The sequence below is a fragment of the Fumia xinanensis genome, assembly GCF_014384905.1.
In the GTDB taxonomy this organism is placed as follows: domain Bacteria; phylum Bacillota; class Clostridia; order Oscillospirales; family Ruminococcaceae; genus Fumia; species Fumia xinanensis.
The window spans coordinates 101,584-123,228 of sequence record NZ_JACRSV010000003.1 but is presented as its reverse complement, the minus strand read 5'-3'; the positions used below and the strand labels follow the sequence as shown (position 1 = coordinate 123,228).

Sequence of the window (21,645 nt, the reverse complement as noted above, 5' to 3'; positions counted from 1 at the left end):
TTATTGATTATATTTTACTGCATGCAGAAGGAAAAGTCCACCATTATTTGGGGAAGCGGCACCACGTATTTAAACGGTTTCGCTAACGCATAGCCTCCAGTTGAGCCCGTTCCTCTGCAAGGTGTTGCAGCAAAAGTTTCAGCGTCCAGTATCGGTTAACTTCGGTTATCACTGCCTTTAAGGGGATATACCCCGCACCGCATTCTCTCATTTTCAAAAACAGCTCGTCTATGCGTTTGCCCGTAAACCCGCGCAACAGCATCGCCGGCAGGGGAGGAACCTGAACTTCCTGCGCCGTTTCTGATTCCTGTAAAATACTCATTTCCGCCAATTTCCCTACATTGCTATCTAAATCTTCCTCGGTCAAATACTTGACAGGGATGTCCATTTCCCGACAGAGGGCATTTATTTTTTGGCCCTGCTCGCTGTTTTGGTCAACTCGGTACAAAAGCACCATTTCACTGTAAAGAGATTTTTTAGAGCGTTTCATTGTATCTTTCCTTTCTATTAATGGTATTTTTCATTAAATTCTGGCGCGTTAATTGAAGGTTTATACAGACATCCATAAAACCAGATGATTTTTTAAAATATATTTTTCATCGCCTTAATTCCTTAATATAATTACTTTTATTTTTCTACGATATATTTATACATTTTATAATTATCATATATTTTATTTTTACTTTATAGTTTTATTATGATATAAGGTGTTTTATTTTTAAATTTTTCGTTAATGTAATAATAAAATATGTTGTATTTTTGGTCTTTATCCATTATACTTACCTTGTTGTGTTGTTTTTTGATATTTAATCTGAAAAAAGGACGGATAACGGTATGAAACAAATCATTGCAGTGGTCACTGCCGAAAAAAGCGATTTTAGCCTTTTGTTAGAGGCTCTCCCTAATTTTACAGTAGAATACATATTACCGGAGGAAGTAACCGCTTACGATCTATCTATTTACACAGCGCTGGTATTGCTGGGAGGCACAAAAAATTCCCCCCTTGCTTTAGAAGCAGCGGCCCGTATCAAAATTGAAGAGCAAATTCAAAGCGGCAAAAAGGTTTTCAGCGAATACTTGTACAGCATTGATGACATCTATACGCCAGAGCCAGCTTCTACACGATTTAAACGGCTAATTGTCAACCAGGAAATGGGCGGCCTTTCCAGAGGAGACATTCTGGAGGACCAGTGCAACACTTTTATTCTGCCCCACTTCAGTAAAAAGTTAGAAGAGCCTATTCTTTATTATAAAGAGTTCATAAACGCTCATGACAAAACGGAAGTCCTCGATGAAGACGTTAAAGAGCTTTCCAACTGGGCCTTGTGGAAAGAACGGCCAAATTTAATGGTTTGTTCTTTCCGACTCTGCAATTTCATTAAAGCTAGATTTGCACCTTTGAATGGGTGGAAAACACTTATTCGTTCTATAATAGCGTGGATTTCAGGGGAATCCGCGGCGGACCTGCCCATTGGGCAAGCATATGCTCTTGTCCAGGAGGTGGACGACTCCAAGTTTGACTCTCTCCTGCGGGAATGTTTCGCATCGGGTATTCGTTGGTACCACGAATCCAAAATGTTGATTGAAAATGGAAAACGGGGTATCTACGAGGGCTTTATGACTGAAATTCAGCCCGATGGCTCTCAGGCCCGTGCTTTAAGTATCCGCACCGATTGTACCGCTGAAGCCTCACTGGCGTTTTTTGCCGATTATTTGCTGACCGGAAATGTGGCCAGCCTAAAAACTTCTGATGAACTGGAGGCTTTCTGCTTTGAAAAAATGCAGATTGAGGGTGGACTCTATGACGGCATGATTCGCTGGACCAACATCGCCTGGAATGTTTGCTATCAGGACGACAACGCCCGAGTCATGATTCCCAGTCTGCTAAAAATGATGTACACCGGCAATTACCGTTACTTGGATGCCTGCTGCAGAGCATTGGATTTTCTGGTAAAAACTACTGGTCCCGATGGACTCCGCCCTTCCCGAACCGATAATTTTGTATTGGATGAAGCAGAAATAGAACGTCTCCATACAACTCCCGCCAACTTCCCCTGCGCCCACTACAACGCATTTTATTCGGCAACCTTGCTTCTTTGCGGCAAGCTGGCCAAACGGGATGACTATATCGAGGTAGGCATCAAAGGCCTCGAAAGCATTATGGCAGTTTATCCTAAGACAATCCGAGAACAAAGCGAAACGCAGGAACTCTGCCGCCTGATACTGCCCTTGGCATGGCTTTACTGGGTTACCGGCAATCCCAAACACAAGGATTATCTCTATCAAGTGACAAACGACCTGCAGAAAATGAAGCATCCCAGCGGTGCCTATCTGGAGTGGGATTCGGATTATTCCGCCGCTTGCAGTCAAAAAGAAAACGCCGAGTGCTCCCTGCTCACCAAAAACGGGGATCCGATTGTCGATCTGCTCTATTCTCTCAACTGGCTGCCACTAGGCTTCTGTCACGCTTACCTCATTACAGAAGATCCCTATTTTTATGATCTTTGGAGGGAGATTGCCTCCTTTATGATCCGTTCACAGATACACAGCGGCAACCCCGTGATCGACGGAGGCTGGGCGCGGGGATTTGACGTAAACAGAATGGAAGTCTACGGCCTTCCCAATGATGTGGGATGGGGGCCTTGGGCCATTGAAAGCGGCTGGACTGTCTCGGAAATTCTCGCGGGCCTGGGATTTGGCCTGCTGGACAAAAATATTTTTAAAGAATAATTGGAAGCCGGCATCTTTTAGAGTGCCGGCTTTTTGCATCTCCGGGCGGAGGAAGCATTCCCTCTTTTCTCCAGAAGCCCCACCTGACTATCCCGCTCCGGCACTGATGATTTAAACAAAAATCCCCGTATTCCGTTTAATTGTACCATATGCTTTACCCGACACCGGGCTCGGTTAAAGCAGCTTCCATAAAGCCGCAAAAATCATCATCCGTTACCTGCAGATAAGATAAACTGGCACTTATCAGGAAACATCAACCCGATTGGAGGTAACAAGCCTTAAAAGTCCCTCTGTCGTTTGTTCCAAAGCTCCTTTTGCAAGCCTGCTACCCATAAAAGTCCCATCATTATATGTAATGGGCAGATCAGAAATACGGACACATTTCCTTCATAGGAACGTTAAATCGATTCTAATATTCTGCGTTCCTCATGTGATTATTGTATATTTTATCCCTCCGGTCATTAAACCTGAAACTATTCACCTGAACGATAACTTGTCTTTCTGTAACAGCTGTTAAAAAGCAGGCCGAATCCACCGCCACACAGGCCTCCAATGACATGAGTCAAGTGGGAGATACCGTCCTGCACCAAGATTGCGTCTGCGATCTCCTTTCCGAGGTAAACCAGGACAACGATTAAAAAAGTTAGAGGAATCCGTCCTTTATCCCCACTGACAACCGATGTGAGAATAATAGTCATAAAAACCACCCCACTAGCACCTAGCAGAATTACATGCATAAATAGTACATCTGCAAGTCCGGTAATCAGCGCCACTGCAGCAACCATCAAAAGTAAGCTCTTGCTGCCGTATTTTTCTTCTAGAAGTGGACCTAATAACAAAAGCAAGACCATGTTCCCCGCATAATGGTCAAAGCTTACATGCCCCAGCACATGGCCAAACAACCGGATGTACCCCAACGGATCCGTCCACGAACACGGATATACGCTGAACAAAAGCCGATTTGCAGTGCCCCCCGTTACCCAATTAAGCAAAAGTGCAGTGCCAGACAACAGAGCATAGGTCAAAACCACTGGAGAATTGTATTGGATTTTTTTAAAAAATCCCATTACCATCGACCTTTCCTAACTTATTGCGTTTTTGCAGATTTTATCCGCAAATTCTTTTTGGAAAAGGGTTTCTGTTAAAATTTTCTGTTTGGTTTTTCTAATTTAGATACAAAAAGGCTAAAACCGTGCTCTATTTATTGTCCAGAAGAACATTTTGCAGCGTCAATGGCCAGCACCACCATTAATGGCAAAAGGGGATTCATCCCATCAGAAATGTCAATGATATAAGTATCAGTCCAATTTAAGAGCTGCTTGGAGATCTGTGCCACCCTGCCTCCAGTTTCGCTGGTAATATCATACTCCCATTCCAGCCAATTTCCTGTAACCTGCCAGCCATTGCAGTCCAGATGAAAAGAGGGCCTAAAAAAGGTAAATTCTTTCTGGAGCTGCCCGATATAATTTTCCCCCACATACATCCGAAAACGGGGGAGAAACGTGAGCACCTCTTCCTTAACAGTGCCTACGTGGTTCCCAGCAGCATCCAATATCTGGAGGCAATGGCCCCAGGAGAGTTTACCTTCCACTGTGAACATAGTCTTTCCCGATTCATCGTACACGTCATAACTGTCAAGCCAGGAGAAAAAACGCTGTTTAAATAAAAGTTTCATGACAAACCTCCCATGACATAAGAGTCTGTACCGGCGGATTACCGAACCATTTATGGCATCTTGTGCATCAACACCACACATTCTACATGCCCCGTCCGCGGGAACATGTCGACACTGCGGTATTTTACAAGCTCATATCCCTGCTCTGAAAGGATTTTGCAGTCCCTGGCGGCAGTAGACGGGTTGCAGGAGACCATTACGATCTTCTGGGGAGCCATGTCCACAATGCTCTGGAGAACTTCTCTGTCGCAGCCTTGACGAGGAGGATCCACCAAAATTACATCTGGCTTGAGACCTCTCTGGGCCAGATCCTTCGCCGCTTTTTTCGCGTCGGCGCAGATAAACTCCGCCCGTTCAGCTCGATTGAGGGACGCATTTTTTTTGGCGCTTTCCACAGCGGGAGCCACAACCTCTACTCCTATAAGGCGGTCAACCTTGGAATAAGCGGACAACCCGATAGAACCGATGCCGCAGTATAAATCCAAAAGCAGCTCTATCCCTGTAAACTGGGCATACTCAAAGGCCAGGGAATAAAGCCTTTCCGCCTGCTCCTTGTTAACTTGGTAGAAAGCCGGCGGCGCAATGTGCAGTTCTTTACCAAGAAAAACATCCTTGATGGCATCATCTCCGCTGAGCACATAAAATTTTTCGCCTAAAATCACATTGGTATTCTTGGCGTTCTGGTTTAAAACTATGCTGGTGACCTGCGGAAACTGCTTCTGCAGTCCCTGCACAAATTCCCGGCAGCAGGGGAGTTTTTTCCCCGTTGCCACCAGGCAAACCATCATTTCACCGGTGCTTCTGCCCACTCTCAGATAAATGTGGCGCAGAAGCCCTTTTCCGGATTTTTCATCGTAAACGGATATCTTATATTCGTTGATAAACCCGAGTATCCATTGAATAATTGGGGCAAACCGCTCATCCTGTATCTGACAACAGCTTGACGGAACAATCCGATGACTCCTTTTGGCATAGAAGCCTGCTACGGCTTTGCCGTTTTCATCGACTCCCAGCGGATACTGGGCCTTATTACGGTAATGTATGGATTCCGGCGCGCCCAAAATAGACTCAGGCGGCAGGGTAAACCCTCCGATCCGCTGAAAGGCGTCCTGAACTGACTTTTCCTTGATTCGAAGTTCTGCCTCGTAGCTAATATGACGAAAAGAACAACCTCCGCATTGCTTAAAGGCAGAGCAGTCTGCTTCAATTCGGTCATGGGACGGTGTGAGTATTTCCTCTAAGATGCCATACCCGTAACTTTTCAGCACCTTAACGGCCTTGAAGCGGATTTGGTCACCTACCGCCGTCATGGGAACAAAAACGGCAAATCCATCGATCTTGCAAACACCGCTGCCATCCAAAGTCAGGTCTTCCACCAAGGCGGTATAACTCTGATTTTTTTTAATCATAGGAACCACTGCCCTTGCTTACAACCACGAATTGTCATTGCAAAGGCCCTTTCATTAATTGGAATTTGTTTGTGCTGGCTAACCTATGTATGCAGCCACTCAAAAACGCATAAGTCTTTGCTGTATACGACAAAGGACGGGAAACCCGTCCTTTGTTATTTCTTTTCCTGTTTTAACCGATTACCGGCGCATCCATAGGCCCACTAGCCGCTCCTTGTCCGCCGGAATCAGGCCCAGAAGGGGTAGAGGACTCGTCTCCGTCATCACCATCACCGCCTGAGGATGCTCCATGGGCGATATCACAGACACCGGGTTTTGCATTTGCCTTGTAATATCCTACAGCCGTATGCGGACAGGAAGAGGACTTGAGAAGCCCCGACTCAGTGCAGTATTCTAACTGAACGATATTCGAACTCAGATCGAACTGCTTGTTTTCTAATCCTTTGTGAATATCCTCCATCACATTCTTCCAGATGGTGTCCGGATCATACATGGACTTGTAGGGAAGTGATTTGGGGGTGTCATATCCCGTCCAGACACCTCCAATGTAATACGGTGTCATACCTACAAAGGTGAGATCGTTATAATCCTGCGTAGTACCCGTTTTACCGATAACCGGCATCTTGCTGTTCAGCCGTGCTTCCCGTCCGGTACCGCCTTCGCCGTTTACTACCTCGTATAGCAGCCGATTCATAATGGACGCAGTATCCTCACTGATGGCCCTGGTCTTTTTGGACTGGTTATCCAGAATAATATTGCCGTTTGCATCCTCAATCCGGGTATAGGTAATGGGAGAATAATAATTTCCCCCGTTTCCGAAAGGCGCATAGGCGGCTGTCAATTCTTTGAGGTATAGTCCGTCGGTCATCGAACCAATAGACAGAGAAAGGCCAAAGTCGTTGTATTTCCCGGTTGTTACCAGTGTGGTGATACCGAATTTTTTCTGCAAAAATTCCACACTGCGCTCTGGAGTCAGCTGCTGCATGAGCTTAACAGGAATGGTATTCCTTGATTTTCGCACGGCCTCCACAATTGTTGTATCGCCGTAATATTTGTTTTCGTAGTTTTTGGGCCAATCCTTTCCGTCAATCTTAGTCGCCGGTCCATCTACCAGCACTGTCGACCAGTTAATAAGATCATACTCCACTGCAGGCGCATACACGGCGAGGGGCTTCATAGAAGAACCGGGCGGACGCTTTGCCATAGTGGCGCGGTTAAAGCCGCGGCTCTCGGTTTTCTCTCCCTTGCCGCCAACCAGAGCTAGAATACGCCCATCATAGTCCATCAGGACGAATGCTGCCTCTGGAATATTTCCGTCGGCATCCGGTTTGATCTGCTTCGAAGAAAATGTACGCCAATCGGCAAACTTCTTCTCCAATGTGGTCTGTAAAGCAATATCTTCGGTGGTGTAAATCCGGTATCCACCGTTTTTAAGCCTGTCATAGGCGTAATCTCTGGACCAGCCGTATTTTTCCATCAAATCGGCTAAAACATCCTCAATAACGGCATCTACAAAGTAGGAGGAGATACCTTCCTTGACGGCAGAATCTCCCGTGTCCACATCATCTTGGTCATTTCCTGAGTGGTCAACTGTGACAACAGGTTCCTGAATGTACTGCTCATATTCCTCCGGTGTAATCATACCCTGGTCACGCATGCATTCCAGTGAATAATCACGCCGTTCCTTATTTTTTTCGGGGTGCAGGTCCGGCCGCCTGTTGTTGGGCGAGCGGGTCATTCCCGCGAGGGAAGCTGCCTGGGGTACTGTCAGTTCCCATACATGGCACCCAAAATAATACTGGGAAGCAGCCTCGACGCCATAGTTGCGTCCCCCGAGAAAAATAATATTCAGATAAGATTCCAAAATTTCCGCCTTGGTATAATTCCGTTCCAGATCCAGAGCTCGAAAAATTTCACGAAGTTTGCGAATCGGGGTAACTTCATCGTCGTTTGTGGCATTTTTAACCAGCTGTTGAGTAATGGTCGATCCGCCCTGGCTGCCGCCCTGCAATATGGCCTTCACTGACACGCTAATGGTACGGACCCAGTCCACTCCTTCATGGTCCATAAAGCGTTTGTCCTCGGTGGCAATAAAGGCATCCTGCACATACTGGGGAATATCCGATAAATCCACCTCGATCCTACGCTTTTCGCCGGACATCCGGTAAATCTCCACCAGGCCCTCGTCCGGATCTTCCGCATAAAGCATTGTGGTCATACTCTGATTGATATTGTCCAAGTTGACGCCATTGTCCACTTCCATAAAGTTCATCACATAAATAACCATGGCCGTGACAACAATACATCCGGTAATGACACAAACAAGCATCATTGTTACCAAAATCCGCATGATATGGCTGACAATGTGCTTTACCGTTTTGGATGTCCTGGAAGCCGGCTGTTTCTTTTTCTTCGCGGTACTCAAAAATTAGCCCCCTTTGAAAAACCTTTTTGTCTCAATAATCATAAGATAAAGAAAAATGTCTAGTCTGTGGCCCCAAAATCCGCAAGAACCGCCTATTTCAAGGAGGCGGGAGCCAAATGTAAAACTAAAAATGCTTGCATGCCAGCCAATATCATTGGGTATGATATATCCGGCTGAATGGATCCATCTTTGTGATTAGTTGCCATATTTGCAAGCCAACATGGACCTGCAGGCCGTTTTGTGTATGGTAAAATGATTCCCAAAAATATTGGAAAAAATTTCTTGCGCCGACTACACACGGCACACTAAGTGAATTGTTTGTGGATATTATACCATATCCGCAAATTCCGTAGGAATTTGTAGGCGGGTTTACCCGCCGCAGTTCTGCTTTGGCAGAACCGGAAAATGATAAAATAAACCCAATGTCAAAACACTTTGTTTTGGCAAGCCGCATTTATGCGGCCGAAGGTTTTGTGTGAAACCTTCGTTGATTGTGTTTATTATACCACAAGCACATTTAAATGTTAAGTCCCCAAAACTCAGTCTGTATATTTTTGCCATTTTTGGTACAAAATACTCCTGTCCACTTTTTATTATAAAAAGACCATTTGCAAAGCCCATGGGCTTTTTCTAATAATACGATTCAACAAGCGGCAAAGATTCACAAAAGGGTTGTTCCGCATATTATTTACAGAAAGGACATTGGTTTTATGAAAAAGAGAACCGTCACCTGCATCGTCGTATCGGCGTCTGTTTTGGTGGTTGCCCTATTTTTTGTCTTTCTTAGTTTTCTAAAAAATCTCACAAATCCTGTGGATTACAACTATGGTGCTCAGACTTATCCATACCTAGTCCAGGAGTACAATGGAAAAATCGGAGTCTTTCGGAACAACGAAAAAACGCCCTTTCAGGTGGTTGACCTTTCTCCAGCATTGTTGCCTCCTTACGATCAGGCTGCATTAGAGGAGGGCATTCCTATTCGCAATGAGAGCGAACTGCAACGAATCCTCGAGGACTATGCCTCCTAGAATCGCAGAATGTGAGCCGCTAAGTATTCAGCCTCTCTATGATCGTGGGTAACCAAAACAATGGCTTTCCGTGTTTTAAGCTCTGCAAAGATGTCCATAACATCCATTTTTGTGGAATCATCCAGTCCCTGAAAGGGCTCGTCCAACAAGAAAACGTCACCGTCAAAGCAAAGCGCTCGCCCTATGGAAACCCTACGTTTCATACCACCACTCAGCTCATCTGGGTACTGTGCCGCTGCTTTCATAAGACCCAGCCGATAAAGCCACTGTTCTGCGCCAGAACCCACGGCCTGCAGGTTTTCCAGCACCGTCAGTTGGGGAAACAGCCGGTCTTCCTGAAATACTACTGACAGCTTTTTTCTGCTGAGACCGGAGATGTGCCCGCTGTCCGCCTTTTCAAGGCCGGCCAGCAGGCGGAGAAATGTGGTTTTCCCCACTCCGGATGGCCCCATAATAGCTGTGACCCCGATTTCCGGTATTGTTGCGGTACAATGGTCTATAACCAGTTTCCCATCATAACTTTTGGTGAGATTGTTACATTCTATGGGCATAGGAGCTCCTTTCACACTTCATATGCTGCGGACGAGTTTTTTGACAACCCCTTCAATCATCAAGCTCAAGCCGATAATTACCAGCGTCCAGCAAAAAACGTCAAGTGTTTCCAGAAAGATTTTAGCGTTGTAAAGCATGGTGCCAATCGCCAGCTTGGGCAGGGCAAATATTTCGCCGGTAATACCCGCTTTCCATGCAAAACCAACAGCAGTAGATAGGGAAGACCTCAAAAAAGGCCGAAGAGCAGGGACATAAACAAGCTTTACCGTCTTACGGGTGGAAAAGCCATAAACCTTGGCCACTTCCAGAAGCGCCGGATCCGCCGACCGAATCCCCTCCACTGTACTGGAGTAAACCATGGGGAATACCATCAGAAAGGCGATAAAAGCAGACAGTTCATATGATTTGATCCATACCAGCGCCAATATGATAAACGAGGTTACCGGGGCAGATTTAATGACTGCCATAAGGGGAGAAAGCAGCAGATGGACGGGGAAAAATTTTGTTCCCAGTACTCCAAACAGCACCCCTGCTGCTGCGCCGATGGCATATCCCTCCAAAATCCTTCCTAGGGAAACGGCGATAGACACCCAAAACTGCATTGTTCCAGCCAGTTGGATAATCCGCTTTAAAACCGCCAACGGGGACGCGACGAGCAGGGAATTATCCAAAAAAGCGGAAAGCACCTGCCATACTGCGATCCAAAACAGTATGGCAAGTGTCATTAGAAGGCCTTTTTTTATTGAGCAACGACGGGGTTTCAGGACGGTATCCGTCCGGTATCGGTCCTCAATCTCTGATTGTTTTTGGCGGGTCAGTTTCTTATTTTTGATAGTAAAAATTTTCATCGGGTACCGTTCCCCCTATAGACTTCGGTTCAAAGTCATATAGCACCTGCAGAAACGCATTAATATCGGTTTGCATTTCTTCTCCATCAATGTAGACGATGTTACATTGGGGAATTGCCTTTTCCGCAACTGCTGACGGCATTAAATCATAGGTCTCAGAAAGGTCGGCGGTCTGGCCGGGGTTAGTGTTTGCATACTCGGTCGAAACCTGATATTCGCTCAAAAAGTCATCAACCAGATTTTTGTGCAACTCCAAAAATTCGGAACGGGCCACAATAGCGCCCATGGCCAGCTGATTATCGGAAACCTTCTCCCATTCTTCGGTCAGGTCCAAGGCAATGGAAACATTGCTGTCTTTCATAAGCGCCGATGTGACAAAAGGTTGGGGAAGTACCGCAACCGCTTGATCTGCCGCTGCCAGAGTGGCTGCTGCTTCACTGTGCTCGGATTTATATACCACAGTCACATCACGGTCGGGATCAATGCCGTTTTTCTCCAATATATATTCCAACACATACTGCGCTGTCGTCCCTTTACCGCTGGCAACAATCGTTTTTCCCTTTAAATCTTGGACAGAAACGATGGGTTCGCCTTTCTGGACAACATATAAAACGCCCAAAGTATTAACCGCAAGTATTTTTATTTGTCCATTCGTCTTGTTATATAGAGATGCCGCCAGATTAGTAGGCACCGCGGCAATATCCAATTCCTTAGTGGCTAATTTACTGACGATTTCATCCGGTTGCCCTACTAGTTGAAAGCGGTACTTCTGTTGATAAGATGATGTTCCCCCCGAAGTTTGGGATGCATCGCTGTTCGCCATCAGCTTCAGCATACCGAGACCTGTTGGGCCTTTCAACGAAGCCACCCGCACAATGGTATCGTCCACTACCATTGGCATAGGTGACACATCACTGCTGGAAGGGTCACTGGACGGCTCCGGTTGTTCTTGTTGTTGTCCGCAACCTGCAAACATCAACACAAACAGCGCCCCTGCCGCAACCATAGACAAAAGCTTTTTCCAATTTTTCCTCATAATCTCCTAAATCCCCTTTAAAATAAGCGAAACCACCTGTGGGAAAACTACTACGGTTCCCCAAAATCTGCTATTTTAATGTGTCATTATTATATCCTTGTCCCCTCTATGTGTCAATGACAATATTTTTACAAAAGTGGCTTAATTTCCGGGTGTCAAATTTATCCCTGCCTTTTCTGAAATTGCCCGGTGCCACTATTGACAGCGCCCAAGCTTTTTGTTATACTGAAGAAGAATAAAGCGATGAAGAGAAGAAGCGGAATATTGTTTTTCCAAGAGAGGAAACAGTTTTGGTGAAATGTTTCTGTTAAACATTGCCGCAGGCCATCTCGGAGCTCCGTTTAATAGGCGGCGTATCCTGCGTTAAGGGATTCAAGCGGCAGAATTTTCTGCAATTTGGGTGGTACCGCGGAGCAGTGCTTCGCCCCAACGGATGGGGCGGGGCTTTTTATTTTGCCCAAAACATGCGCTCTGCTATTTCCGCTAGACTCTAAGGTTATCCGCTGGAAACAGTTTATATCACACCAAAATCAAAAATCGAAAGGAAGTATTCCAATGAAATGGACCGGCTTAAACGATCTCCGGGAGATGTTTTTGTCCTTCTTTGAAAGCAAAGGCCACACACGCCTTCCCAGCTTTCCACTGATTCCCCAAGGGGACAAAAGCCTTTTGCTAATTAACTCCGGCATGGCACCCCTGAAAAAATATTTTCTCGGACAGGCCACTCCTCCCAACACGAGGGTAACCACCTGCCAGAAATGTATCCGCACCCCCGACATTGAACGTGTAGGCAAGACCGCCCGCCACGGCACCTATTTTGAAATGCTCGGCAATTTCTCCTTTGGGGATTACTTTAAAGACGAGGCAACTGCGTGGGCCTGGGAGTTCATCACCAAAGTGCTGGAGCTCCCCGAGGATAAACTGTGGATTTCGATATATGAGGAAGACGACGAGACTTTTGACGTCTGGACGAAAAAAATTGGGATTTCACCTGAGCGCATCGTTCGCCTGGGTAAAGAGGATAACTTCTGGGAACACGGCAGCGGTCCCTGCGGTCCCTGCTCCGAAATCTACTTTGACCGCGGTCCGGAACACGGCTGCGGTTCTCCTGACTGCAAGGTGGGCTGTGAATGCGACCGGTTCGTCGAATTCTGGAACTTGGTTTTCAGCCAGTTCGACCACGATGGAAACGGACATTATGAGAGGATGGAAAAGCCCAATATCGATACCGGAATGGGGCTGGAACGATTGGCCTGCATTATGCAGGGGGTTGACAACTTATTTGAGGTAGATACTGTTCAGAACATCATGAAGCGTATTTCGGAAATCGCCCATGTCACCTATGGTGATAACGAAAAAACTGACGTTTCTCTCCGTGTCATTACCGACCATATCCGTAGTACCACCTTTATGATTGCAGACGGCGTTTCCCCCTCCAACGAGGGCAGGGGCTATGTTTTGCGCCGCCTGCTTCGTCGGGCTGCCCGCCATGGAAGGCTCTTAAATGTTCATGAGCCTTTCCTTTATAAGGTAGTGGATACCGTAGTCGAGGAAAATAAAGCCGCCTATCCTGAGCTGGTGGAAAAGGCGGACTATATCAAAAAAGTCGTCAAAAACGAGGAGGAAGCTTTCAATAATACCATCGGCAAAGGGATGGATATACTGATGCAGCTCATCGACAAGGCTTCCACCGACGAAATCCGTACCCTTTCCGGCGCCGAGGCATTTAAACTCTACGACACCTACGGATTTCCCATCGACCTGACCCAGGAAATCGTGGCGGAAAAGGGCATTACCGTCGACGTGGAAGAATTTGAGGAATACATGCGGGAGCAGCGGGAACGGGCACGGGAAAGCCATCGGGCAAAAGCTGGTTCCTCCTGGGCATCGGAAATGCTGGAGCTTCCCGATATGGGCACTAAATTTACCGGCTATGAAACCCTTGTCAGCGACGGGAAAATCCAGGCGCTGCTCGTGGACGGCAAACCTGCCGATATGGCCACCGCCGATCAGGACATCATTGTTTTACTGGACGAAACCCCCTTCTATACCGAAAGCGGCGGACAGGTGTCCGATAAAGGTATTTTGCAAGGGCCTCACGGCGTCATGCGGGTCAAAGAAATGAAAAAGGTGCCCTCCGGTCAGATCATTCACATCGGTTATGTTAAGGAAGGCACAATTTCAAACGGAGAGAAGATCACTGCCAAGGTCGACGTAAACCGCCGCAAATCCATTATGCGCAACCACACGGCAGCGCACCTGCTCCAAGCGGCTCTCCGTAATATTTTGGGTGACCACGTGCACCAAGCGGGCCAATTGGTTAACAAAATGGCTGTCCGATTTGACTTCACCCACTTTGAGCCGGTATCTCCTGTCCAGCTCAGAGAAATCGAAAAGCAGATCAACGAAAAGATTATGGACTGCCTGCCGGTCCTCAATTATGAGACCGACATCGATTCTGCCAGGAAAAAAGGCGCAATGGCTCTGTTCAGTGAAAAATATGGTGACAGAGTCCGTGTTGTGGAAATCGGCGACTACTCCATCGAACTCTGTGGCGGTACCCATGTGAAGAATACCGGCGAGCTGGGGCTTTTCAAGATTGTATCAGAAAGCTCGGTAGCGGCCGGCGTCAGAAGAATTGAGGCCGTTACCGGCTTGGGATTCCTATACGCTGTCGACAAGGCCCAAAACGATTTAATGGAAGCGTCTGTGGTTCTCAAGACCACTCCCGCAGAGCTGTCCCACCGCTGTGAAGCTTTGCTGGCGGAGCTGAAGGACAAGGACCGGGAAATTGCCATTCTGAATAGCAAGCTGGCCAGCGGACAGCTGGAAAAACTTTTTGAAAATATCAAGCGGGTAGACGGCGTGGCCATCATTACGGCCAATATTGGTGGCGCGGGCATTGACGCCCTCCGTCTCATGGGAGACAAGATCAAGGATCATGATCCTATGGCCTGTGCTCTTCTCTGCGGCGGTGACGGCGAAAAGCAGAATTTTCTATGCGTCGTCGGACCAGAAGCAGTGAAAAAAGGTGTACACGCTGGAAAAATCGTCAAAGAGGCCGCTGCGAAGACCGGCGGTAAAGGCGGCGGGCGTCCTGATTCTGCAATGGCAGGAGTCGGCGATCCCTTCCTGGTGGACGAAGCCATGGCCTTAGTGGAAGAACTGGTCAAAGTACAAATCGAGAAGTAATTTTAGACGCCATATAATACATGGTCCTCCAAAAATTACGTTTTGGAAGACTTATAAAAGGAGACTGCTATGGACTGCCTATTTTGTAAAATTATTGCAGGGGAAATTCCCAGCAAAAAGGTATATGAGGACCAACAGGTCTACGCTTTTTACGACATTGCCCCCCAGTCGCCAGTTCATTTTCTCGTAGTGCCCAAAGAGCACATTTCAGGCCCTTCTGCAATAAACAGCCAAAATGAAGCCGTGGTTGGCCACATTTATTCAGTAATTGCCATGTTGTCAAAAGAACTGGGGTATGAAAACGGCTACCGGGTCATTGCAAACTGCGGAGAAGACGGCGGACAGACAGTAAAGCACCTTCATTTCCATGTGCTAGCCGGAAAAAAATTGGGAGAAAATATTATCTGACCGTCTGAACATGTGTATATCAGATAAAGGAGTACGATTTTTATGCAGCAATATTATACCCTTCACGTAGCGGGACTCACAAGGGAATTGCCTATTTGTTCGGTCAGCGACACGCTGGACATCGCCGCGTTTATTATGTTTTCTGATGTGGAGCTAACGGTCGCGTCAGCCAAGGAGATCATTAAAAAGGCCCCTCCCTGCGATGTTTTGATTACAGCGGAGTCCAAGGGTATCCCACTGGCCTATGAGATGGCCCGTCAAATGGGCATCCGCTATGTAGTGGCGCGGAAAAGCGTCAAAGTCTACACCATCGACCCCATTGAGGTCGAGGTTCAGTCCATCACGACAAAAGGCTCCCAGAAGCTGTATCTGGGTCGGGACGAAGTTGAACTTTTAAACGGCAAGCGAGTCCTGATTGTCGATGATGTTATTAGCACAGGGGAATCGCTGAAGGCTCTGGAAACCCTGGTGGAAAAAGCAGGGGGCAAAATCGTCGGCCAGGCCGCTGTATTGGCAGAAGGGGACGCCGCCGACCGCAAAGATATTTTTTATTTGGAAAAGCTACCGCTATTTTTTAAATAATATTTTATTAAAAAAGGACTTCCGGAAGATTTCCGGAAGTCCTTTTTTATTGCCATCAATAAGCCTGATCGTCATCGGAAACAGCTTCATCCTGTCCGACCGCTTCCTGCTCATCAGGGAAGGGGGGAATCGTCTCTTCCTCGGGTTCTTCTGCCTCTTCAAGGTCAGAGCCTTCCACAGGGTCGCCCTCGTAGAGGGAATCATCGTCGTCATCTGTCTCGAAATAGGCATCTGGATCGTAATCCAGATGGTCAGCAAGCGCCTCACTCTTCCGTTTGATAAACGCCGTTACTGCAACTGCAGCTGCGGCAACGGCCGCGGCCGCCGCAAAAATGGATACCCATACACCTTTTTTCATCTCTTAGCCTTCCTTTCTCTCTATACAGTATTATCCTATTCCATTTTAAATATCGCCCGTTAAACTAAAAATTACCGACAATCCGCAGATAGGTGCCGTTTCACAGCGAAGAATCCGCTCGCCCAGCGTCGCCGGTAACACTTGATAACGCCTTAAAAGCTCGATTTCTTCCATGGAAAAACCGCCTTCGCTTCCCACAAAAGCGCCTAGGTCAAGGGTTTGCTCTCCAACCAACTCTCTTAAGCGTTGGCCGCCGTTTTCATAAAAAACGATACTTTGTTTCGGTAGCCGCTTTACCGCCTGCTCCAATGTTAGAAGTTCTGTAACCTTAGGGATAATCCCTCTTCCGCTTTGCTTGGCCGCTTCCAGGGCAATTTTATTGTACCGCTCGATCTTTTTTTTCATGGATTTTGGGTCAGGGCGGGAAATACACCGGCTCGTCAGAATGGGAACGATCTCGTTGACACCCAGCTCTACGCTTTTCTGAATAATGAGCTCCATCTTATCACCCTTGGGCAGGGCCTGAAACAGGGTTACCTTTGCACGGGGCTCGGATTTGGTTTCCTCTTTGGAGGCAATCCGGATGGTCACCTCATCATCCATTGTTTCTATTGTGCCCTGATAATCCCAACCTTTTCCGTCGCAGAGGACAATTTCATCACCGACCGAAAGCCGCAGGGATTTCGCTATATGTCTTGCGTCCTCACCGGAAATCTGCACCTTATCGGACCCAATTTCCGGCACAAAAAAACGGGGCATTGCAATCACCACATTTCTAATGGGGTATAGACTTTTGCCTATTGTATTATCATATCCTTATTTTGCCATAGATATAAGCGCAGAATATAGCAAATATATGAAATTTTATTTAAAATTTACGCCTCTGGTTTTTCCTCTGTGCGCAGAAGTTTTTTGCTGTAAATCAAGAAAAGAATGCCTGTCGTCACCGATGCCAAAATGTCAGCAATGGGTTCGGCGTAAAAAAGGCCGTCGGTTCCGGTTAATCCAAACATGCCGGTAGAAATAAAGAGGGGAGGGAGCACCAGTGCAATGGGTATTAGCAGGATAATTTTGCGAAGCAACGCCAGAAACATCGAAATCTTGGCCTGCCCCAAAGCCACGAAGGTGCTTTGACAGGAGTGCTGCACAAACATGATAATAAGTCCGAACATAAAGATGCGGATGCCATAAACACCGATGTCCAACAGCGCCGGATCGTCGTTAAAGAGGTAGATAAGCGCCTGGGGCCAAACCATTATGAAGGCCCAGACTACCCAGGAAATCACCGCAGCGGATAAAAGCATCATCTTAAAACACTTTTTCACCCGGGTATAATTTTTGGCGCCGTAATTGTAGCTGATAATAGGCTGTGCCCCTTGGGTAAGGCCCATAATCGGCATCAGCACCACCTGCATACAGCTGATGATAATGGCGATAGCGCCCACATAATCGTCACCGCCGTACTTTTGCATACCGGCGGTAAAGGTGAGCTGAATGAGGCTCTCAGTGGCCTGCATAATAAACGGAGATAGACCCAGGCCCAATACTGGGAGCATAATGGAGCGGTCAAGCCTCAGGTTTTTTAGGTGAATTTTCAAAATGGTCTTTTTCCCAAATAAAAACCACAGTACCCAAACCGCCGAAACAAACTGGGCGATAATCGTGGCCAGCGCGGCCCCGCGGACTCCCATGTTGAGGCCGTATATAAAAATAGGGTCCAATATGATGTTGATAACAGCGCCGATCAGCACCGTCTTCATGGCCGTAGAGGCGAACCCCTGGGTCGTGATGAACTGGTTGAGGCCCAGCGACAACTGAACAAACAGGGTGCCAATGAGGTAAATGGACAGGTATTGGTTGGCATAAACAAAGGTGTTATCCGATGCGCCGAACCAGTAAAGCAGCGTGTCCTTTGTTAAAAAGAAAAACGTGGTCAGCACCACGGAAAGTCCGATCAGGGCGGTAAAACAATTTCCCAGAATTTTTTCCGCGTGTCGGGGGTTTTCCTCCCCCATTTTGATAGCCGCCAAAGGTGCTCCGCCCATGCCGATGAGGGCGGCAAAGGCCGAAATAATCATAATAATGGGAAAAGCAATCCCCAGGCCGGCCAAAGCCAGTTTTCCCTCTCCGGGGAGACGGCCGATATAAATCCGGTCGACAATGTTGTAAAGTGCATTAATAAGCTGCGCTGTAATAGAGGGCACGGCGAGCCGGAATAGTAGTTTTCCAATGGGGGCTGTGCCCAAATCGCTGTTCTTGGTTTCTTTTGCAAGTTCTGACATGTCTATCCCTTTCCATTGTAAAATTGTTACTATCAGTATACCATATTTACATGGCAAAAGGGGGAAAATCTGTAAAAAAGAAGACGGCATTTATCAAATGCCGTCCCAATTTTTATTTCTTTTCTTGGAAGATTTTTGTGAGCAATACCATGACGCCGATAAGAATTAAGGTGACGGCCAAAATGCCGCCCATGCCCATGCCCATCATAGGGAGGGTCTGCAAAAAGTTATCAAAATTCAAAGACATTTTCACCGCTCCTTTAATGTAAAATCATATTGAGTACCAAGCCGCCTGCGATAACCGAAGCCACCTGGCCGGAAACGTTGGCGCCCACTGCGTGCATCAGCAGGAAGTTTTCGGGATCCTCCTTAAGGCCCATCTTATGGACGACACGGGCGGACATGGGAAATGCTGAGATACCCGCCGCGCCGATCATGGGGTTTACCTTGTGCTTGCTGAATAGGTTAAGCACCTTGGCAAACAGCACGCCGCCAACAGTGTCAAAGACAAAGGCAACGAGTCCCAGGGCCATAATCAGCAGGGTGTAGGGGTTGAGGAAGGATTCCGCCTGCATCTTGAAGGCGATGGTCAAACCAAGCAGCAGAGTGATGAGGTTTGCAAGTTCCTTCTGAGCGGTCTGAGACAGGGCGTTCAAAACACCGCATTCGCGGACAAGGTTTCCGAACATTAAAAAACCGACCAGTGCAACCGATTTTGGGGAAACAAGTCCTACTACCAAGGTGACGATCACAGGGAACAGAATTTTGGCCGTTTTGGACACAGGGCGGGCGTGGTAATCCATTCGGATGCACCGCTCTTTTTTGGTGGTAATCAGCCGGATGACCGGCGGCTGTATAATAGGAACCAGTGCCATATAGGAGTAGGCCGCCACCATGATTGCACCTGTATATTCTGATTTCAGCACATTCGCGACGAATATGGAAGTGGGACCATCCGCCGCACCAATAATGGAGATAGATGCCGCATCCCGCAAGTCAAAAAACAGGGAGGCAAGGCTCAGCGTAAAGAAAATGCCAAACTGGGCCGCTGCACCAAAGAGCATCATCTTTGGGTTTGATAACAGCGGTGTAAAGTCGATCATTGCCCCGATGCCGATGAACAGAAGTAACGGAAAGAGCTCGTTGGCAATTCCGGCGTTAAAAAGCGTTTCGATTACGCCGGGTTCAGTAATTCCCTCGGTAGTTGTCTCCAGCGCACCGGAAAAGGGCAGGTTCACCAAAATAGCGCCAAAGCCCATAGGAAGAAGCAGCGCCGGCTCCATGTCCTTTTTGATGGCCAAGTAGATAAGCAGGCCGCCAATCACCCACATTATAATCTGCTTCGGAAACAAATTCCAGTCCATACTGGAGGAAAAAAGCGGTATCAATTCCTCGAGCAAAAGAAAAACCTCCTTAGTTATTCGGATATACCATCCCTTATTTGGAAAGCAATCGCTTCCCATACAAAAAAGCAAGACTTCCATCACGGCAGGCGAGGCCACAATAAAAGTCTTGCTATAAAAACACAGTGTGCTTTATAAGCCCGCGCGGATTTTTCAATCGTCCTGACGCGCAAGGCTACGGCAAAATGCCGCCAGCTACTCCCTCATATTGAGAAAATCTTATACTTTTTAGTTTGTTAACAGTATAATTCATTTGCTAAGATTTGTCAATAATAAGAAGCGGTATTTAGAAAGCCTCTCATCCAGATACCTTCATCTTTCCCCAAAATCCCCATTTCATCAGGACTTTTTGATAAAGACATGAAGACATTTGGGACAGGTAATTTCAATTTTTCCCACGCCCTTCGGCACCCGCACCTGTTGTTTGCATTTGGGACACTTGTAATAAGAATGGGTTGTATCTTGAGCACGCTGCTGACGATCCCGTATTTTTTTCTGGACAGGGCCCCAAGCCTTCATGAAAAAAGCATACTCTTTTTTCCGAGCATCAATGTTTTTTGAAAACATGCGGAAAAAGCAGTACAGATAGATGACACAGGCGATGAGATACAGCGGAAGAAGATTAAAAATCGAGCCAATAAAAGTAAGAACAGCGCCAATGATGATTAATGCAAAGGATAAAGGGTCGACGCCGTAGCGCCCTCTCATAAAGTTTGCTAACCAGTTCAAAAAAATTCCCTCCGACGCAATAATGGGACGGAAAACCGCCGCTTTGATATTTATCATAGTTCGCACAGAGCTGAATGTCAACCGAATTGTCCAGCAGTTTACAAATTGTTTCCTTTCACGTCAAAAACCTGCCGCCCATATGGGCAGCAGGTTTCGGGTTACTTAAATAAATTTGACTGCGGTACCATAGGCGATGACTTCTGCCGCCCCCTGCATGATCGCAGACGATGCGTACCGGATATTTACGACCGCGTCGGCCCCCAATTGCTCTGCTTCCTCTACCATGCGTTTGGTTGCCAGTGCCCGAGCTTCGTTCATCATTTCGTTGTAAGCCTTCAGTTCACCGCCCACAATGGTTTTAAAACTCTGGGTAATGTCCCGGCCGATATTTTTTGACTGGATGGTGCTTCCCTTGACGAGCCCCAGCATCTCGAAATTTTTCCCTGTGATATAATCAGTATTGACTAAGATCATCTTCTTCACCGCTCCTTACTTCTTTGATTCGTTCCACTAAAACAAAGACGGAAACTCCAATGAGCGCTAATGGGATCAGGCCGCCCAGGAGTTTTGCCCACAATGGGACGCTGAACAGGAAGGCCAAAACCACAAAAGCAATCAAGTAGAGTACGAGCAGAGTTGTGATGACGATAGGGGCTATTAGTTTTTTTGCTTTCATGGTGGACTCCTCCTCCGCTTTTCTTCATTATAGACACAGATCAAAAAAATTGCAAGGTTTTTTCTATAGGGAAACAAAAATTTCTTCACCGCCAGCAGTATAGACTTCCACCAGGGAAAACTTCCCCCATTCTCGGCGGACCTCTCTGAGCGCCACCCAAAACCTGTCAAACTGCCTTGGTGTAATCTGAACGGACGACACGCTTTTTTGCAATGCTTTAGAAGCAATCAGAGACACCGCGTGGTTAAAAGCTAGGGCGTTCGGCACCGGGATCGTCAGTTTGATATCTTTGGTGTGGACACGGACACGCAT

At 47.1% G+C, this 21,645-nt stretch carries 22 protein-coding genes and 1 other annotated feature; of the genes, 5 read left to right on the top strand and 17 right to left on the bottom strand.

Going from position 1 to position 21,645, the window contains the following annotated elements; all coding sequences use genetic code 11:
* Positions 1-82 precede the first annotated feature (82 nt).
* Entirely contained in the window at positions 83-490 is a 408-nt protein-coding gene (locus H8710_RS10225) for a DUF3783 domain-containing protein (RefSeq protein WP_249295421.1), read from the bottom strand.
* Positions 491-834: 344 nt separating this feature from the next.
* Between H8710_RS10225 and H8710_RS10220 the strand changes: the two genes are divergently transcribed.
* Entirely contained in the window at positions 835-2,730 is a 1,896-nt protein-coding gene (locus tag H8710_RS10220; protein WP_249295420.1) for a hypothetical protein, read from the top strand.
* A 473-nt stretch (positions 2,731-3,203) separates the two neighbouring features.
* On the opposite strand, the gene H8710_RS10215 is transcribed toward H8710_RS10220, so the two are convergent.
* The 4 genes from H8710_RS10215 to H8710_RS10200 form a co-directional block, all read right to left on the bottom strand.
* Positions 3,204-3,797 (bottom strand): rhomboid family intramembrane serine protease, encoded by a 594-nt coding sequence (locus H8710_RS10215; protein WP_249295419.1) that lies wholly within the window; start codon positions 3,795-3,797, stop codon positions 3,204-3,206.
* Between the two features lie 134 nt (positions 3,798-3,931).
* Entirely contained in the window at positions 3,932-4,405 is a 474-nt protein-coding gene (locus tag H8710_RS10210) for an LURP-one-related/scramblase family protein (RefSeq protein ID WP_249295418.1), read from the bottom strand.
* Between the two features lie 50 nt (positions 4,406-4,455).
* A complete protein-coding gene (gene rlmD / locus H8710_RS10205; protein WP_249295417.1) occupies positions 4,456-5,814 on the bottom strand; it encodes a 23S rRNA (uracil(1939)-C(5))-methyltransferase RlmD in 1,359 nt (452 codons plus the stop codon).
* A gap of 172 nt (positions 5,815-5,986) precedes the next feature.
* Positions 5,987-8,239, bottom strand: coding sequence for a transglycosylase domain-containing protein (locus tag H8710_RS10200; protein WP_249295416.1), 2,253 nt, complete (start codon positions 8,237-8,239; stop codon positions 5,987-5,989).
* Positions 8,240-8,949: 710 nt separating this feature from the next.
* Here H8710_RS10200 and H8710_RS10195 point away from each other — a divergent pair.
* Positions 8,950-9,267, top strand: coding sequence for a hypothetical protein (locus H8710_RS10195; protein WP_249295415.1), 318 nt, complete (start codon positions 8,950-8,952; stop codon positions 9,265-9,267).
* On the opposite strand, the gene H8710_RS10190 is transcribed toward H8710_RS10195, so the two are convergent.
* The 3 genes from H8710_RS10190 to H8710_RS10180 all read right to left on the bottom strand — a co-directional run bounded on the left by H8710_RS10190 (position 9,264) and on the right by H8710_RS10180 (position 11,703).
* Positions 9,264-9,818: an ATP-binding cassette domain-containing protein gene (locus H8710_RS10190; protein ID WP_249295414.1), complete on the bottom strand. Its 555-nt coding sequence runs from the start codon at positions 9,816-9,818 to the stop codon at positions 9,264-9,266. The genes H8710_RS10195 and H8710_RS10190 overlap by 4 nt on opposite strands.
* A gap of 18 nt (positions 9,819-9,836) precedes the next feature.
* Positions 9,837-10,544: an ABC transporter permease gene (locus H8710_RS10185; protein ID WP_249295413.1), complete on the bottom strand. Its 708-nt coding sequence runs from the start codon at positions 10,542-10,544 to the stop codon at positions 9,837-9,839.
* Positions 10,545-10,641: 97 nt separating this feature from the next.
* Positions 10,642-11,703, bottom strand: coding sequence for an ABC transporter substrate-binding protein (locus H8710_RS10180; protein ID WP_249295412.1), 1,062 nt, complete (start codon positions 11,701-11,703; stop codon positions 10,642-10,644).
* A gap of 234 nt (positions 11,704-11,937) precedes the next feature.
* Positions 11,938-12,135 (top strand) — a binding site (T-box leader).
* A gap of 123 nt (positions 12,136-12,258) precedes the next feature.
* On the opposite strand from H8710_RS10180, the gene alaS reads away from it, so the two are divergent.
* The 3 genes from alaS (at position 12,259) to H8710_RS10165 (ending at position 15,885) form a co-directional block, all read left to right on the top strand.
* Positions 12,259-14,895, top strand: a complete 2,637-nt coding sequence (gene alaS / locus H8710_RS10175) for an alanine--tRNA ligase (RefSeq protein ID WP_249295411.1) — start codon at positions 12,259-12,261, stop codon at positions 14,893-14,895.
* Positions 14,896-14,964: 69 nt separating this feature from the next.
* The gene (locus H8710_RS10170) at positions 14,965-15,303 is read left to right on the top strand and encodes a histidine triad nucleotide-binding protein (protein ID WP_249295410.1); all 339 of its coding nucleotides are present in this window, start codon (positions 14,965-14,967) and stop codon (positions 15,301-15,303) included.
* Positions 15,304-15,345: 42 nt separating this feature from the next.
* Positions 15,346-15,885 carry a phosphoribosyltransferase family protein gene (locus H8710_RS10165; protein ID WP_249295409.1) on the top strand — a complete coding sequence of 180 codons (540 nt, stop codon included), beginning with the start codon at positions 15,346-15,348 and terminating at the stop codon, positions 15,883-15,885.
* 55 nt (positions 15,886-15,940) lie between these two features.
* On the opposite strand, the gene H8710_RS10160 is transcribed toward H8710_RS10165, so the two are convergent.
* The 9 genes from H8710_RS10160 to H8710_RS10125 form a co-directional block, all read right to left on the bottom strand.
* Positions 15,941-16,243: a hypothetical protein gene (locus H8710_RS10160; protein ID WP_249295408.1), complete on the bottom strand. Its 303-nt coding sequence runs from the start codon at positions 16,241-16,243 to the stop codon at positions 15,941-15,943.
* Positions 16,244-16,288: 45 nt separating this feature from the next.
* Positions 16,289-17,002 (bottom strand): 16S rRNA (uracil(1498)-N(3))-methyltransferase, encoded by a 714-nt coding sequence (locus tag H8710_RS10155; protein WP_249295407.1) that lies wholly within the window; start codon positions 17,000-17,002, stop codon positions 16,289-16,291.
* 116 nt (positions 17,003-17,118) lie between these two features.
* Positions 17,119-18,525, bottom strand: coding sequence for an MATE family efflux transporter (locus H8710_RS10150; protein WP_249295406.1), 1,407 nt, complete (start codon positions 18,523-18,525; stop codon positions 17,119-17,121).
* A gap of 112 nt (positions 18,526-18,637) precedes the next feature.
* Positions 18,638-18,772: an OadG-related small transporter subunit gene (locus tag H8710_RS13400; RefSeq protein ID WP_283242859.1), complete on the bottom strand. Its 135-nt coding sequence runs from the start codon at positions 18,770-18,772 to the stop codon at positions 18,638-18,640.
* Positions 18,773-18,785: 13 nt separating this feature from the next.
* A complete protein-coding gene (locus tag H8710_RS10145) occupies positions 18,786-19,889 on the bottom strand; it encodes a sodium ion-translocating decarboxylase subunit beta (protein ID WP_249295711.1) in 1,104 nt (367 codons plus the stop codon).
* Between the two features lie 378 nt (positions 19,890-20,267).
* Positions 20,268-20,657: a hypothetical protein gene (locus H8710_RS10140; protein ID WP_249295405.1), complete on the bottom strand. Its 390-nt coding sequence runs from the start codon at positions 20,655-20,657 to the stop codon at positions 20,268-20,270.
* 162 nt (positions 20,658-20,819) lie between these two features.
* Positions 20,820-21,131: a YbjQ family protein gene (locus tag H8710_RS10135; RefSeq protein ID WP_249295404.1), complete on the bottom strand. Its 312-nt coding sequence runs from the start codon at positions 21,129-21,131 to the stop codon at positions 20,820-20,822.
* On the bottom strand, positions 21,112-21,333 hold the full coding sequence (locus H8710_RS10130) for a hypothetical protein (RefSeq protein ID WP_249295403.1): 222 nt from the start codon (positions 21,331-21,333) through the stop codon (positions 21,112-21,114). Before H8710_RS10130 ends, H8710_RS10135 begins: the two co-directional genes overlap by 20 nt.
* 63 nt (positions 21,334-21,396) lie before the next feature.
* Positions 21,397-21,645, bottom strand: coding sequence for a hypothetical protein (locus H8710_RS10125; RefSeq protein WP_249295402.1), 249 nt, complete (start codon positions 21,643-21,645; stop codon positions 21,397-21,399).

What these genes read in the sequence shown, in the direction of transcription:
- H8710_RS10145 (WP_249295711.1), bottom strand. Translation starts at nt 19,889, where the DNA reads ATGGACTGGAATTTGTTTCCGAAGCAGATTATAATGTGGGTGATTGGC.
- H8710_RS10155 (WP_249295407.1), bottom strand. Translation starts at nt 17,002, where the DNA reads ATGCCCCGTTTTTTTGTGCCGGAAATTGGGTCCGATAAGGTGCAGATT.
- H8710_RS10185 (WP_249295413.1), bottom strand. Translation starts at nt 10,544, where the DNA reads ATGACACTTGCCATACTGTTTTGGATCGCAGTATGGCAGGTGCTTTCC.
- H8710_RS10190 (WP_249295414.1), bottom strand. Translation starts at nt 9,818, where the DNA reads ATGCCCATAGAATGTAACAATCTCACCAAAAGTTATGATGGGAAACTG.
- H8710_RS10160 (WP_249295408.1), bottom strand. Translation starts at nt 16,243, where the DNA reads ATGAAAAAAGGTGTATGGGTATCCATTTTTGCGGCGGCCGCGGCCGTT.
- H8710_RS10195 (WP_249295415.1), top strand. Translation starts at nt 8,950, where the DNA reads ATGAAAAAGAGAACCGTCACCTGCATCGTCGTATCGGCGTCTGTTTTG.
- H8710_RS10215 (WP_249295419.1), bottom strand. Translation starts at nt 3,797, where the DNA reads ATGGGATTTTTTAAAAAAATCCAATACAATTCTCCAGTGGTTTTGACC.
- rlmD (WP_249295417.1), bottom strand. Translation starts at nt 5,814, where the DNA reads ATGATTAAAAAAAATCAGAGTTATACCGCCTTGGTGGAAGACCTGACT.
- alaS (WP_249295411.1), top strand. Translation starts at nt 12,259, where the DNA reads ATGAAATGGACCGGCTTAAACGATCTCCGGGAGATGTTTTTGTCCTTC.
- H8710_RS10225 (WP_249295421.1), bottom strand. Translation starts at nt 490, where the DNA reads ATGAAACGCTCTAAAAAATCTCTTTACAGTGAAATGGTGCTTTTGTAC.
- H8710_RS10165 (WP_249295409.1), top strand. Translation starts at nt 15,346, where the DNA reads ATGCAGCAATATTATACCCTTCACGTAGCGGGACTCACAAGGGAATTG.
- H8710_RS10180 (WP_249295412.1), bottom strand. Translation starts at nt 11,703, where the DNA reads ATGAGGAAAAATTGGAAAAAGCTTTTGTCTATGGTTGCGGCAGGGGCG.
- H8710_RS10130 (WP_249295403.1), bottom strand. Translation starts at nt 21,333, where the DNA reads ATGAAAGCAAAAAAACTAATAGCCCCTATCGTCATCACAACTCTGCTC.
- H8710_RS10170 (WP_249295410.1), top strand. Translation starts at nt 14,965, where the DNA reads ATGGACTGCCTATTTTGTAAAATTATTGCAGGGGAAATTCCCAGCAAA.
- H8710_RS10220 (WP_249295420.1), top strand. Translation starts at nt 835, where the DNA reads ATGAAACAAATCATTGCAGTGGTCACTGCCGAAAAAAGCGATTTTAGC.
- H8710_RS10210 (WP_249295418.1), bottom strand. Translation starts at nt 4,405, where the DNA reads ATGAAACTTTTATTTAAACAGCGTTTTTTCTCCTGGCTTGACAGTTAT.
- H8710_RS10125 (WP_249295402.1), bottom strand. Translation starts at nt 21,645, where the DNA reads ATGCGTGTCCGTGTCCACACCAAAGATATCAAACTGACGATCCCGGTG.
- H8710_RS10150 (WP_249295406.1), bottom strand. Translation starts at nt 18,525, where the DNA reads ATGTCAGAACTTGCAAAAGAAACCAAGAACAGCGATTTGGGCACAGCC.
- H8710_RS10135 (WP_249295404.1), bottom strand. Translation starts at nt 21,131, where the DNA reads ATGATCTTAGTCAATACTGATTATATCACAGGGAAAAATTTCGAGATG.
- H8710_RS13400 (WP_283242859.1), bottom strand. Translation starts at nt 18,772, where the DNA reads ATGTCTTTGAATTTTGATAACTTTTTGCAGACCCTCCCTATGATGGGC.